Origin of the sequence: Haloterrigena gelatinilytica (assembly GCF_013342145.1) — an archaeon.
Classification (GTDB): Archaea; Halobacteriota; Halobacteria; order Halobacteriales; family Natrialbaceae; genus Haloterrigena; species Haloterrigena gelatinilytica.
The window spans coordinates 1972692-1986152 of the sequence record NZ_JABUQZ010000001.1; the positions used below are offsets into that span (position 1 = coordinate 1972692).

Below are 13461 nucleotides of genomic sequence, written 5' to 3' on the forward strand. Positions count from 1 at the left end.
TTCTGTCCGGTTACTTCGGGAACCGATCGGTTTGCTGACGTCGAACCCTCTGCGGACTGATCGTTTCACCGTCGACGGTGACGGGCTCGCCGTCGGCGAGCGCGCCGAACTTCGGCCCCTCGGGAACGCCGATCTCGCGCGCGAGTTCGGGATCGAACGCCGTCCGCTCGGCGACGACCGCGTCGTCCGCGACGGTCACGTCGTCGTACTTCTCCTCGAGGACGGTCGCGAGCGCCGCGACGATCGTCTCGCGGGCGGCCGCCTCGTCCGCGGTCGGAACCGCGGCGCGCGACCCGACGCGACTGCCCCCGTTCTCGGTCGCGAAGGCGACGGCGTTCGATGCGACGATCTCTCGCACGCGGTCGGGATCGATCCCCTGTGCGGCGGCGACCAGTTCGGCCGGCAGGTCGACGACGTCGAACGCGTCCGCGCGTCGGTCGCCGAACCGGATCCCGTCGTCGATGCGCCCGAGATCCGCCTCGACGGCGTCGACCAACTCGAGCGGGCGATCGTCCACCTCGCGGAGCCAGGTCTCGCTGACGAGCCGGTAGCCCAGATCCTCGAGCGTCTCTTCGAGGACCGGCCACTCGCCGTCGACGAGGGCTACCTCCGTCTCGCTGGCCGCGAACGCGGCGTCGAGCACGTCGCGGTGGGTCGTCGGGTGGTCCATCGCCTCGAGGGCCCAGTCGGCCGCGACGTGGCCGACCGCCCACTCGGTTTCGCGGACGACGCGCTCGAACCGCGGCGCGTAGTGGTTGCCGCCGAAGCCGACGATCTGCCTATGGCGGTGGGGGTCGACGCCTCGAAGGTCGAGAATCGCGCGGGCGACCGCCTCGGCGCCCGCGGGGTCGTCCCACTGCTCGTCGCCGCTGCCCAGTTCCGCGAACAGCGACGGGCAGCCGACCGCCGTCGGGCCGTGGTGAGTACACTCCATGCCCACGTCGTACCCCTCGGGGGCGTGCTCGTCGAAGGCCTCGAGCAGGTGCGCCAGCGCGTTCGGACACGCGTCGGCGACGGCGTCGGGCTCGCCGCCGAACTCCGCGGGACCGAAGTTCCCCGTGAAGTGGCCCGTCAACAGCGGTCCCGTGTCGCCGGAGTGGCGCGAGGCGAAGACCAGCAGGTCGGGGTCGCAGTCGAAGGCGTCGACGGGCGACTCGAGTTCGAGGTGGAAGTCCTCGAACGACCGGAGTTCGGCGCCCTCGAGTCGGTAGTAGGTTCCGCCGCCGTCGGCGTCGGGTCGGGAGCCGTCCTCGAGGGCCTCCCAATCGGCGAGGTCGCGGAGCTGGTCGCAGACGTGGACCGACGCGCGGTCGGCCCGGCTCTCGACGATAGCGATCACGCGAGAGCGTCGGTACCGAGCGGAGGAATAGCCTGCGTTTTCGAAGCGGATCCGCGGGGTCCGGTCGTCGATTCTGAGAGCGTTTTCCCCACTCGAGGTGCGAGTCGTCGTTTCTGGCCGGACGGTTCGTCTGGGCGTGCGACCGGTTCGGCGAATACCGGAGCCGACGGGAGCTCACTCGGTCGACCGGCCGCGACCCGGTACCGTCGCCGATTCTCGTTCCGATACCGGCCCCCACAACCATAATCAAAAATAAATATAAACACGTGGCACAGGTCCCCGTCGGTTTTTCCGCGTTCCGAATGGTAACTGGTAACGGGAACCACTGGGCCGAACACGGCCGGACCGAACGTGTTCTGAACACACCAGCCAACCAATGACAGACTCACCTCCGGAATGCGACGGCGAGGCGAACGGAACGACGACCGGACCAAACGACGACGACTGTCCCGAGTTCACCCTCGACGTTCGCCGGCTGGCGACGCGTCTCCCCGACTACGCCGTTTCGATACTCGACGCGGACGGTCGCGTCGCCACGTGGAACGAGAGCGTCCGAGCGCTCACGGGATACGAGGAAGCCGAGGTCGCGGGTCGACACTACCGGATCTTCTTCCCGCCCGAAGAGCGCACGACCGGTCGGCCGGCACAGATACTCGAGCGCGCACGCGCCGAGGGGCGCGTCGAAGACGAGGGCTGGCGCTGCCGGAGCGACGGCAGCCGGTTTCGGGCTCGCGAGGTGATCGTACCGGTCCGCGAGAACGAGATCGCCGACTCGGGGACGTTCGACCCCGACGTGACCTCGCGCGGCGCGGACGAGTCGGCCGGCGACGTCGTGGCCTACGCGAGCTTCCTTCAGGACCGGACCGACGAGTACGAACGCGAACGGACCCTCCGCGAGGAGAAGGCGTTCGCGGAGAGCATCTTCGAGGCCCAGCCGGACGTCGTCTACGCCTTCGACGCGGAGGGGAACTTCCTCGAGTGGAACGACCGCGTTCCGGAGGTGACGGGATACGCGGAGTCGGAACTGGCCGAGATGGACCCCCTCGAGTTCGTCGTGCCGGAACACCGCGAGCGGATCGCGGAGTCGATCCAGCGGATCCTCGAGGAAGCGGCGTACGTCTCCGTCGAGGCGGATCTCCTCACGAAAGACGGCCGTCGGATCCCCTACGAGTTCAACACGTCCCGAATCACCGACGACACCGGCTCCGTCCTGGGCTTTACCGGCGTCGGCCGCGACGTCAGCGAACGCGAGGCCCGCGAGCGGGAACTCCGCGAGGAGAAGGCGCTCACCGAGAGCATCTTCGAGGCGCAGCCGGACATGCTCTACGCCTACGACACCGAGCAGAACCTGATCCACTGGAACGATCGGTTCGAACAGGCGACGGGCTACGACCCCAGCGAACTCGAGGGCATGCACCCGCTCGAGTTCATCGCCCCGTCCGACCGCGACCACATCGCCGACGCCATCGAGCGAATCCTCGAGGACGGCGACCGCGTCACGGCAGAGGGAGGGATACTGACGAACGACGGCGAGATCGTTCCCTACGAGTTCAACAGCGCACGGATCACCGACGACACCGGCTCCGTCCTGGGCTTTACCGGCGTCGGCCGCGACATCACCGGCCGCAAGGCCCGCGAACGGGAACTCGAGCGGTTGGAGCGGCTCAACGCGACGATCAGGGCGATCGACGAGGCGATGGTCACCGCCGAGACCCGCGACGAGATCGAATCCGCGATCGTCGAGACGTTCGCCGACGCGGCGGCCTACCGCTTCGCCGCCATCGGTCGCGTCGATCGGGTCGCGACGAGCGACCGGCAGCTCTGGGAGCCCCAGACGTGGGACGGGATCGACGCGAGCGCGGTCGAGACCGTCCTTCCGTCGTTCGTCGAGCCCTCGGGCGAGTCGCGCGAATCGGCGCTCGAGACGGAGTCCGTGCGGTGTTATCACGGCCTCCGCGAGAGCGACGTCGACGACTGGCGCCGCGACGCTCGCGAGCGCGACTACGGCGCGGTCGCGGTCGTCCCGATCACCGCGAGCGGTCGCACCTACGGACTGCTCGTCGTCGGCGCCGCCGAGTCCGCGGCGTTTACCGACCGCGAACGGAAGGTCCTCCAGGAGTTCGGCGGCACGATCGGCCACGCGATCAACGCGATGGCGGTCCGGCGACTCCTCTATCAGGACACCGTCGTCGAACTCGAGTTCGAGTCCACCGACCGGCGGGACGTCTACGTCGACTGCTCGGCCCGCCTCGACTGCCGGCTCTCGATCGATCACGTGTTGCCGCTGACCGACGAGCAGTTCGTCCACTACGTGACCGTCGCCGGCGCCGCTCCCGACAGGATCCGGTCGGTCGTGACCGACTACGACGCGGTCGAGGAACTCCGGTCGGTGGATACCGACGGGGACGAAAGCCACTGGGAGGTCGTCGTCGCCGGACCGACGATCACCGGCTTGCTCGCGGATTACGGGGCTCGAGTGCGCTCGAGAGTCGCCGACCGCGGCGTCTCGACGACCGTCGTCCAGACCAGTCCCGACGTCGAGATCCGCGACCTCGTCGACGCCGTCACCGCGGCCTACCCCGAGACGGAGTTCGTGTCGAAACGGACCGTCGAGCGGCCCGTCGAGACCGGCGGTGACTTCCGCCGGCGGGTCGCCGAGGAGTTGACCGAGAAACAGCGGACGGCCCTCGAAGTGGCCTTCTACGGCGGCTACTTCGAGTGGCCGACGCGAAGCAGCGACGCCGGCGAGATCGCCGATCGACTCGGGATCGCCCGCCAGACGTTCCACCAGCACCTCCGGGTCGCTCAGGCGAAGTTACTCACGGCGTACTTCGAGGGCGGGAACGGCCCTCTACGGGGAGAGTGAGCGGATTCCGTCGCGGTATCTCTCGGTCATACCAGAGCACGCTGGTACAGTCCTTTCCAGCGTCGACTGTCTTTATCGTTCAATGAATACCCGCGCTGCTCTCGAAGGAACAACCGCCGCGTTCGATGGTCTCTCCGCCCCCCGACGGCGGTATCTCCTTTCGGTCCTCTACGACCGGCAGGAGCCCACGTCGCTGGAAACGCTCGCGACGGAAGTGGCCGTCCGCGAACACGCTTCGCCGATCGTCACCGACGAGCAGGTCCGGACCGCGCACATCGAACTCGTTCACAACCACGTCCCCCGACTGCTCGAGGCCGAGTTGCTGGTCGAGGAACCGGCCACCGACGGAACGCGCCGGATCGCCCTCGCCGAGCGGTCGCTGTTCGACGCCGACTGGGTGGCGTTCCTGCTCGAGAACCCGACCGGGGGTCCGGACTGGGACGAACAGCAGGTGAACCGAACGCTCGAGACGCTGGGTCCCGTCCGCCGCCGCGAGGTCTGTCGCGTCCTCGCGAGACAGCCCGACGGGCTCGCCGTCGCGGACCTCGCCGCGATCCTCGCGGCGCGCAGCGAGGAGACGCGGCTCGTCGACGTCGACGAATCCGCGCGGGCGCCGGTCGAGACGCGACTCGCTCACGACGATCTACCCGCGCTCGAGAACGCCGGTCTCGTCGCGTACGATCGGGCGGACGGAACCGCCTCGATCGAGACCGACGCGGCTCAGTGGCGAGCCGAGTGGCTGGCCGCGGGGCCGCTCGCGGACGTGTGCTCCCTCCTGTGCGGGGACCGGTCGGAGAGAGACGGCGGCGACGGGGAGAGCGAACCTGCCGACGGTTCGCCGAGCGAGGGCGCCTGCCGGACGCTCGAGGGGACCGAAACCGTCGTCGCCAAGAGCTGCGAGCTCGCGGACAGCGCCGAGGAGGAACTGGTCGTGACGGTGCCCGACGCGGGGCTGCTCGGGCGGCGCTGTCTCGAGCGCTGGCGGGCCGCCGCCGACCGCGGGGTCGACGTCTACGTCGGCTCGCGGTCGCCCCGCGTTCGAGACACCGTCAGGTCGGCCGTTCCCGGGGCGACCATCTGCGAGCCCCAGTGCGACTGGCTGAACTTCCCCGCCGGACGGATCAACCACGGACACGTCGTCTTCGCCGACCGCGAGCGCGTGCTGCTCGTCACACGCGCCGACGAGCCGTCGGCGCCGGCGGGGACGGCCGCCATCACCGGCGACGGTTCGGAGAACGCGCTGGTACGGCTCGTCCGCGAACACGTCGGGCCGCGGCTGGACCGATTGCAATCCCAGTATGCCGACGCCGGGGGGCCGGAGTCGACGCCGCTCCCGCTCTAACGCCGCTTCCAACCCTCACCGTTCTCCCGTAACGCGTTCGTCTACGACGGAAAGAGCAGGTAGATGAACGCGCCGTATCCGACGACGAGCGCGGCGCCGTCGAGTCGCGTGAGCCGCCGCCCGTATCCCATCATCGCGACCAGCAGGACCGTGAAGACGATCAGGAACGGGAGCTCGAGCCGGAGCGTGCTCGAGGCGATCTCGATCGGCGTGATCAGGGCGACGATCCCCAGCACCGCGAGGATGTTGTAGATGTTCGAGCCGACGACGTTGCCGATGGAGAACGCGGTCTCGCCGCGGACGGCGCTGACGACCGACGCCGCCAGTTCCGGCAGCGAGGTGCCGAGCGCGAGCACCGTCAGGCCGATGAAGAGGTCCGAGAAGCCGAGCGCCGACAGCAGCCCGGTGCCGCCGGAGACCAGCCACCGCGATCCGGCGACGAGCGCGATCAGTCCGCCGGCGACGAGCGCGACGTCACGGGGCGAGATCCCGTCTCCGGCGTCCGGATCGTCCATCATTGGCGCCGGATCGGCGTTGACGTAGTAGAGCAGATAGCCGGTGAAGCCGGCCAGCACCAGCAGGAAGACCGCGCCCTCGAGGCGGCCGATCGTCCCGTTGGCGCCGAGGGCGACCAGCAGTATCGCCGCGAACACCATGAACGGGACGTGCCGGCGCATGACGATCGAACTGACCTGCAGGGGTTTGATGAGCGCGGAGATACCGAGCACCAGCCCGATGTTGGCGATGTTCGAGCCGATGACCGCGCCGAGACCGATGTCAGTCGAGACGTTCAGCGCGCCGATCGTCGAGACGAACAGTTCCGGCGCGGTCGTCGCGAAGGCGACCACCGTCACGCCGACGGTCGCCGCCCGGAGGCCGATTCCGAGCGCGAGTCGGCCGGCGCCCGCGACGAGCAGTTCCGCGCCGCCGTAGAGCGCGACGACACCGGCCGCGAGGAGCGCGAGATAGAGCGGGATTCCGGAAAGCATAGCGGCGGCTACTCGCGACCCGTTCAAAAACGATCCGGAAGCGAGCGGCGCGTGGGGCGGTGACCGATCGCCGCGCGAACGGCGGCACCCGATCCGAGCGGCGGACTCGAGGCGGCGAAGTCGCACCGATTATAGTCCCCTCCGCGCGACTGTGGAGTATGGCTATGGACGTCTTCGGGTTGCTCGGCAACCCGGTCGGACACTCGCTGTCGCCGCCGATGCACGACGCCGCGTACGAGGAACTCGGCCTCGAGGCTCGCTACGTCACCTTCGAGCCCGAGCCCTCGGAGATCGAGGACGCGATCGACGGCGCCGAAGCGCTGGGTATCGCGGGGCTGAACGTGACGATCCCCTTCAAGCAGGACGTCCTCGACTGCGTCGAGGCGGACGATCTGGCGACCCGGATCGGCGCCGTCAACACGATCGATTTCACCGGCGAGGGCGCGCCGACGGGCCACAACACCGACGCGGTCGGCGCCCTGCGCGCCCTGCGGGATCACGGCGTGACGGTCGACGGCGCACGCGCCGTCGTCGTCGGCGCCGGCGGCGCGGCCGGGCCGTCGCCTTCGGTCTCGCGGACGCGGGCGCGACGGTCGAGATCGCCAACCGGACCGCGTCGAAGGCCCGCGACCTCGCCGACGAGGTGCCGGGCGCGACGGGCCACGGTCTCGAGGCCGACGCGCTCGCCGACCTGCTTGCCGACGCCGACGTGCTCGTCAACGCCACCAGCGTCGGCATGGAGGAAGACGAGACGCCGGTGCCGGCCGACACGCTCCACGGTGATCTGGCCGTGCTGGACGCGGTGTACCGGCCGCTCGAGACGCGACTCCTGCGGGACGCGGCCGCCGTCGGGGCGACGACCGTCGACGGCGCGTGGATGCTGCTCTACCAGGGCGTCGAAGCGTTCGAGCGCTGGACCGGACGGGGGGCGCCGGTCGACGCGATGAACGCGGCGCTTCGCGATCGGCTCTGAGCCGGGTCCGCGGCCGGAATTGGCTTCCGAGATCCGAGTATCAGGCGAATTTAAGTGAGGGAGCCGACTATATCGCCATAATGGCAATCCTCCAAAAGCTGAAGTCGCTGCTCGGGTTCGGCGATTCGGACCCGGAGCGAGGACGCGGTCGAGAGGTCGGGGTAACGGTCGAACGGGAAGGGTCGCGGGAGGACGAGGCCGACGCCGAACCGACCGAGACCGAACCGGAACCGGAAACGGAGACGGCACCGGCAACGGAAACGCCGGCGCCCTCGAGTTCGACGAGCGGCGCGGACGAAACGGCCGCCGGAACCGAGGAGCCGGCCGTCGAGTCCGACGAACCGTCCGTCGACGTCGAGGAATCGACAGCCGCCGAGTCGGCCGACGACTCCGGAGTGGAAGAGGCGACCGCCTCCGACGCGGAAGACGAAACGGCGGACGTCGAGGATCTCCCCGACAGCGCCGCGGACGCCGCCATCAAGGAGGCGGAACCGGACGACTCGACCGACGCGGCGGACGAGGAATCGACCGACGCGGATGCGACGACCGAACCGGAAGCGGAGCCGGAACCGGCGGCCGCCGCGGAACCCGAGGAGGAACCCGCCGAACCGGAGACGGCCGACGAACCCGCGGAAACGGACGCTGAGGCGGCGTCCGAACCGACGGAGGCGGCCGACGACGCCGACGACGAAACCAACCAGGAGCCGGTCGACTCGATCAAGGGAATTGGCCCGGCCTACGCGGACCGCCTCGCCGCCGCCGGCGTCGAAACGGTCGGCGACCTCGCCGCCGCCGACGCCGCCGACCTGTCCGAGCAGACCGACATCTCCGAAAAGCGCATTCAGGGCTGGATCGACAGAGCGGACGTCCGCTAGTCGACGAGCCCTCGTCCCCGCACTCGCCCGTTCGAAACCCCGCTCTCCCGACGGCCGCTCTCGGCACTCTCGTTTTTCGCCGCTCTCGAAACCGCAAGAGGATTAGGCTCTCGCCCCCTTCCGAGAGGTATGAGCGATCCGCGCGTCGTCACCTCGCTCGCGTCGTTTCGAGCCGCTGCCGGCGAACGGCTCGAGGGTGGCGACGCCACGCCGACCGATGACGCGCCACCCGACGACGCGACGCCACGGGCGCCCGGCGTTCGAATTCCGATCGAAGTCCGCGTCGCCGTCGACGATCCGTTTCTCGCCTATCGGCGGGCGCGCGATTCCGACGCGGGCGGCGCCTTCCTCGAGACGACCGGCGGCCAGCCCGGCTGGGGCTACTTCGGCGTCGACCCCGTCGACCGGCTGACGGTCGGGCCGGACGCGGTCGCGCGAACGGACGACGGGGAGTCTCCGACGCTGGCCGCCCTCGAGGGGCTCCTCGAGCGAGACCGGTTGGTTCGCGGCGACTGTTCGGTCCCCTACCCCTGCGGGGCGATCGGCTGGCTCTCCTACGACGTCGCCCGCGAACTCGAGTCCCTTCCCGAGTCGGCCGTCGACGACCGGGGACTGCCGCGCCTCGAGGTCGGCGTCTACGACCGACTGGCGGCCTGGGAAGCGCCGACCGACGACGGTGCGGTGACGCTGCGGGTGACGGCCTGTCCGCGACTCGCCGGCGACGACGGCTCCGACGAGGCGCTCGAGGCGGCCTACGAACGCGGTCGCGACCGGGCGCTCGAACTCGCGCGGGCCGCCCTCGAGGGCGATCCGGGGGTCGACGAGCCGCCGGTGGCGACGTCCGAAGCGACGTTCGAGAGCGACTGCGGTCGCGAGGCGTTCGCCGAGCGCGTCCGCCGGGTCAAGGAGTACGTCCGGGACGGCGACACCTTTCAGACGAACGTCTCCCAGCGGCTGGTCGCTCCCGCGGCGGTCCACCCCGTGGCGGCCTACGACGCCCTCCGGCGGGTCAACCCCGCGCCGTACTCGGGGCTCCTCGAGGGCCGCGCGGCCGATCTGGTGAGCGCGAGTCCCGAACTCCTGCTCGAGCGCGACGGCGACTTCGTCCGGACGGAGCCCATCGCGGGCACGCGTCCGCGCGGCGAGACGGCGGCGGACGATCGGGAACTCGAGGACGACCTCCTGAGCGACGAGAAGGAGCGGGCCGAACACGCGATGCTGGTCGATTTAGAGCGCAACGACCTCGGGAAGGTCTGCGAGTACGGCTCCGTGGCGGTCGACGAGTACCGCCGGATCGACCGCTACTCGGAGGTGATGCACCTCGTCTCGAACGTGACCGGACGACTGCGCGACGACGAGTCGCTGGCCGACGCTATCGCGGCGGTCTTCCCGGGCGGCACGATCACCGGCGCGCCGAAACCGCGGACGATGGAGATCATCGACGAACTCGAGGCGACCCGTCGGGGCCCCTACACGGGCAGCGTCGGCATCTTCGGCTTCGACGGGCGGGCGACGCTGAACATCGTCATCCGGACGCTCGTCCGCCACGCCGCGGAGTACCACCTCCGGGTCGGCGCCGGGACCGTCCACGACTCCGATCCCTACCGCGAGTACGACGAGACCCTCGACAAGGCCCGCGCGCTGATCGCGGCCGTCGACGAGGCGCTGGGCGAGCGGGCCGGGATGGCGCTCGAGGCCGAACGCGGAGGTGAGCAGCGTGAGTGACGGACGCGGTAGTCGGGAGCGAGCGGACACGAGCGAGCGCAGCAAACGGTTGCTGGTGATCGACAACTACGATTCGTTCGCGTACAACCTCGTCCAGTACGTCGGCGAGGTCGCCGACGAGGTCGTGGTCCGGCGCAACGACGAGATCGATCTCGCCGATCTCGAGTCGATCGATCCCACCGGAATCGTCGTCTCACCGGGGCCGGGAACGCCGGAGGAGGCCGGCATCTCGATCCCGCTGTTCGCCGAGACTGACTACCCGATTCTGGGGGTCTGTCTCGGCCACCAGGCCCTCTGTGCGGCCAACGGGGCACCGGTCGTCCATGCGCCCCACGTCGTCCACGGCAAGCCCTCGACGGTCGAACACGACGGGGACGGAATCTTCGACGGCCTGCCCGAGACCTTTCAAGTCGGCCGATATCACTCGCTGGCGGTCGACCGCGCGGACCTTCCCGACACCCTACTCGAGACGGCGCGGACGACCGACGAGCGCGGCGTGCTGATGGCGGTCCGCCACCGGGAGAAGCCCCACGTGGGCGTCCAGTTCCACCCCGAGAGCATCCTGACGCGGGGCCACGACGACGCGGCCGACGGCGACGGCATCTCGCTGCGGGTCGGGAAGCGCATGGTCGCGAACTTCTGTCGGTTCGCCGCGGAAGCGACGGCGACGGGAGCGGAGGAGACGCGGGATGACTGACGAAGACGACCGCTACTACCACGTCGACGGCGAGATCGTCCCCGCGAGCGAGGCGACCGTCAGCGTCGACGACCGGGGCTTCCGGTACGGCGACGCCGCCTTCGAGACCATGCGGGCCTACGGCGGGACGGTCCTTGCGTGGGACCGCCACGTCGAGCGACTCGAGTCCACTTGCGACGCCCTCTCGCTCGCACACGGGTTGACCGGGGCCGACCTCCGCGAGCGGATCGACGAGACCCTCGCCGCGAACGACCTCGCCGACGCCTACGTCCGGCTCTCGATCACGCGCGGCGTCCAGCCGGGGAAGCTGACGCCCCGACCCGAGGTCGATCCGACGGTGGTCGTCTACGCGAAACCGTTGCCCCGCGGGGGGCTCGAGGGCGATTCGGTCTGGGACGAGCCCGCGACCGCGCGGACCGTCGAGACGCGCCGAGTGCCCGACGAGGCGATCCCGACCGGGGCGAAGACGCACAACTACCTGAACGGAATCCTCGCGCGCGCGGAACTCCGGGACGCCGACGGGTCAGTTGAGGCGGACGAAGCGCTCGTGTGCGACCTCGAGGGAGCGGTCGCGGAGGGCGCGACGAGCAACCTGTTTTTCGTCCGCGACGGCATCCTCCACACGCCGACGACCGAGGGGGACGTGCTGCCCGGGATCACTCGTAAGATCGTCCTCGAACTGGCGGCCGAGGAGGGCATTCCGACTCGAGAAGGCGAATACGATCTCGCGGACGTGCTCGAGGCCGACGAGGCGTTTCTGACGAACCGGACCTGGGAGCTCCGGCCGATCGCGACGTTAGACGACAGAGAGATCGGCGGCGGCCCCGTTACGGAGCGGCTCTCGCGGCTGTACGACGAGCGCGTCGAACGATCCTGTTACTTCTCGAGCTAACTCTGCGAGGCGATCGCGGCTGCCTCACGCATCGGCGGTCCGCAACGGAAGCGGCGGAATAGCGACCGTCAACCCGATTCCGGATCCGATCATGAGACCGACGTACCCGAGGAGTTCGAACCGACCGAAGACGAGGACCTCGAGGCCGCCGAAGAGAAGGAAGGCGAGATCGTTCAGAACGCGAACGAGAGCGCGACGTTCCGGACGATCCACTCGCTCATTTTTCGGCTATCACTTCGGATACCAAGCTGATAAGCGTGTCGCGAACCGCCTCGTCGTCGCGCCGTCTCGAGCGGGCGGACGTTCTCTCGAGTTCCGATTGCAACAAGTTCAAGCCTCGGACGCCCCGAATTCAGATCGTGCTCTCCGGAGGACGACGGCGTCTGTTCGACGTCTGGCGGCGCGTGTTCGATCTCTCGTGGCCGGTGATGATCGAGCAGTTCCTCCGGACGATGATGCGGACGACCGACGTCGTCGTCACCGGGCTGTTCTCGCCCGCGGCGGTCGCGGCCGTCGGGCTGGCGGACCTCTACGCGCGCCTGCCGCTACGGATCGGGCTGGGCCTGGGAAGCGGCGTTATCGCTCTCTCGAGTCAGGACACGGGCAGCGGCGCGACGGGTAACCGGGACGAGGCGATCACGCAGGCGATACTGCTCGGCGCGGTCGCCGGGCTCCCGTTCGTGCTGTTCGGCGTTCTCTTCGGCGAGCGGGCGATCGCCGTGCTGGGCGCCGAGCCCGAAGTGGCCCGCATGGGCGGGCTCTACCTCGCGATCATCTTCGCGACCAGCCCCGCCCGCCACGTGGCGCTGGTCGCCGCGCGGTCGATTCAGGGGGCCGGCGACACGCGGACGCCGATGTACCTCAACGTCGTCTCGAACGGCCTCAACATCGTCGGCACGCTCGTCCTCGGGTTGGGACTGGGGCCCGCACCGCGGCTCCACATCCTCGGCGTCGGCGTCGCGACCGCCTTCGGCAACGTCTTCTCCGCGCTCGCGCTCGCCGCCGCGATCCGCGGGCCGTGGACGCCGGCGAACTTCGTCCGCCCCCGCCAGTGGACGGTCACGAAGCAACTGCTCTCGATCAGCGCGCCGCGGATCGCGGAGGGGCTGGTGACGACCGTCCTCGAGTTCCCGTTCAACTCGATCCTGCTGGTCTTCGGGACGGACGTCAACGCGGCCTACCAGATCGGCCGGCGGGTCTATCAGCAACTGACCAGTCCGCTCTCGCGGGGGTATCGGACCGGCACGAGCATCGTCGTCGGGCAGACCCTCGGCGACGGAGATCCGGCGGGCGCGCGGTACAACGGGTGGGCCGCGGCCGCGCTCGGCCTCCTGACCGTCGGCTCGCTCGGCGGCGCGATTTTCGTCGGCGCCGAACGGATCGTCGGCGTCTTTACCGACGATCCGTCGACGATCGGCTACGCGGCCGGCTTCGCTCGCGCGTACGCCCTCGCGGCGCCGGCCACCGTCCTCTACGTCGTGCTCTCGGGGGCACTCACCAGCGGCAGCGACACGCGGACGCCCTTTATCGCCCGCGTCTCGGGAATGGCCGTCGGCATGCTCGGCGTCTCGGCCGTCGGCGGGATCTATCTGGACTACGGGATGTCGGCGGTGTACGCCTCCATCGTCGTCTTCTACGTCTGGGCGATGGGCTACGTCGCCGTCGGCTACTATCGGGGCGGCTGGGTCGAACGAACGCAAACGATGATGAACGAGCGCGGCAGCGCGCCGAGCGAGGACTGACCCAGTCGGCGGACTCGAGGG

At 69.6% G+C, this 13461-nt stretch carries 10 protein-coding genes and 1 pseudogene; 8 read left to right on the forward strand and 3 right to left on the reverse strand.

What is annotated here, in order from left to right; all coding sequences use genetic code 11:
* Positions 1-10 precede the first annotated feature (10 nt).
* Positions 11-1339: a D-aminoacyl-tRNA deacylase gene (locus HTZ84_RS10045; RefSeq protein WP_174680552.1), complete on the reverse strand. Its 1329-nt coding sequence runs from the start codon at positions 1337-1339 to the stop codon at positions 11-13.
* A 376-nt stretch (positions 1340-1715) separates the two neighbouring features.
* Here HTZ84_RS10045 and HTZ84_RS10050 point away from each other — a divergent pair, with 376 nt between their 5' ends.
* A complete protein-coding gene (locus HTZ84_RS10050; RefSeq protein ID WP_174680553.1) occupies positions 1716-4205 on the forward strand; it encodes a PAS domain S-box protein in 2490 nt (829 codons plus the stop codon).
* 82 nt (positions 4206-4287) lie between these two features.
* The gene (locus HTZ84_RS10055) at positions 4288-5547 is read left to right on the forward strand and encodes a DUF7344 domain-containing protein (protein WP_174680554.1); all 1260 of its coding nucleotides are present in this window, start codon (positions 4288-4290) and stop codon (positions 5545-5547) included.
* Positions 5548-5588: 41 nt separating this feature from the next.
* Here HTZ84_RS10055 and HTZ84_RS10060 read toward each other — a convergent pair whose 3' ends face one another.
* Positions 5589-6536 (reverse strand): calcium/sodium antiporter, encoded by a 948-nt coding sequence (locus HTZ84_RS10060; RefSeq protein WP_174680555.1) that lies wholly within the window; start codon positions 6534-6536, stop codon positions 5589-5591.
* 164 nt (positions 6537-6700) lie between these two features.
* Between HTZ84_RS10060 and HTZ84_RS10065 the strand changes: the two are divergent.
* The 5 genes and pseudogenes from HTZ84_RS10065 (at position 6701) to HTZ84_RS10085 (ending at position 11698) form a co-directional block, all read left to right on the forward strand.
* Positions 6701-7509, forward strand: a pseudogene (locus tag HTZ84_RS10065) (shikimate dehydrogenase).
* An 80-nt stretch (positions 7510-7589) separates the two neighbouring features.
* Complete coding sequence (locus HTZ84_RS10070) at positions 7590-8384, forward strand: helix-hairpin-helix domain-containing protein (protein ID WP_174680556.1); 795 nt, start codon at positions 7590-7592, stop codon at positions 8382-8384.
* A gap of 129 nt (positions 8385-8513) precedes the next feature.
* A complete protein-coding gene (pabB, locus tag HTZ84_RS10075) occupies positions 8514-10109 on the forward strand; it encodes an aminodeoxychorismate synthase, component I (protein ID WP_174680557.1) in 1596 nt (531 codons plus the stop codon).
* Complete coding sequence (locus HTZ84_RS10080) at positions 10102-10806, forward strand: anthranilate synthase component II (RefSeq protein WP_345776210.1); 705 nt, start codon at positions 10102-10104, stop codon at positions 10804-10806. Before pabB ends, HTZ84_RS10080 begins: the two co-directional genes overlap by 8 nt.
* The gene (locus HTZ84_RS10085) at positions 10799-11698 is read left to right on the forward strand and encodes an aminotransferase class IV (protein WP_174680558.1); all 900 of its coding nucleotides are present in this window, start codon (positions 10799-10801) and stop codon (positions 11696-11698) included. Before HTZ84_RS10080 ends, HTZ84_RS10085 begins: the two co-directional genes overlap by 8 nt.
* A 24-nt stretch (positions 11699-11722) precedes the next feature.
* On the opposite strand, the gene HTZ84_RS10090 is transcribed toward HTZ84_RS10085, so the two are convergent.
* A complete protein-coding gene (locus HTZ84_RS10090; RefSeq protein WP_254611731.1) occupies positions 11723-11911 on the reverse strand; it encodes a hypothetical protein in 189 nt (62 codons plus the stop codon).
* Positions 11912-12126: 215 nt separating this feature from the next.
* Between HTZ84_RS10090 and HTZ84_RS10095 the strand changes: the two genes are divergently transcribed.
* Entirely contained in the window at positions 12127-13440 is a 1314-nt protein-coding gene (locus HTZ84_RS10095) for an MATE family efflux transporter (RefSeq protein WP_217468336.1), read from the forward strand.
* The last annotated feature ends 21 nt before the right edge of the window (positions 13441-13461 follow it).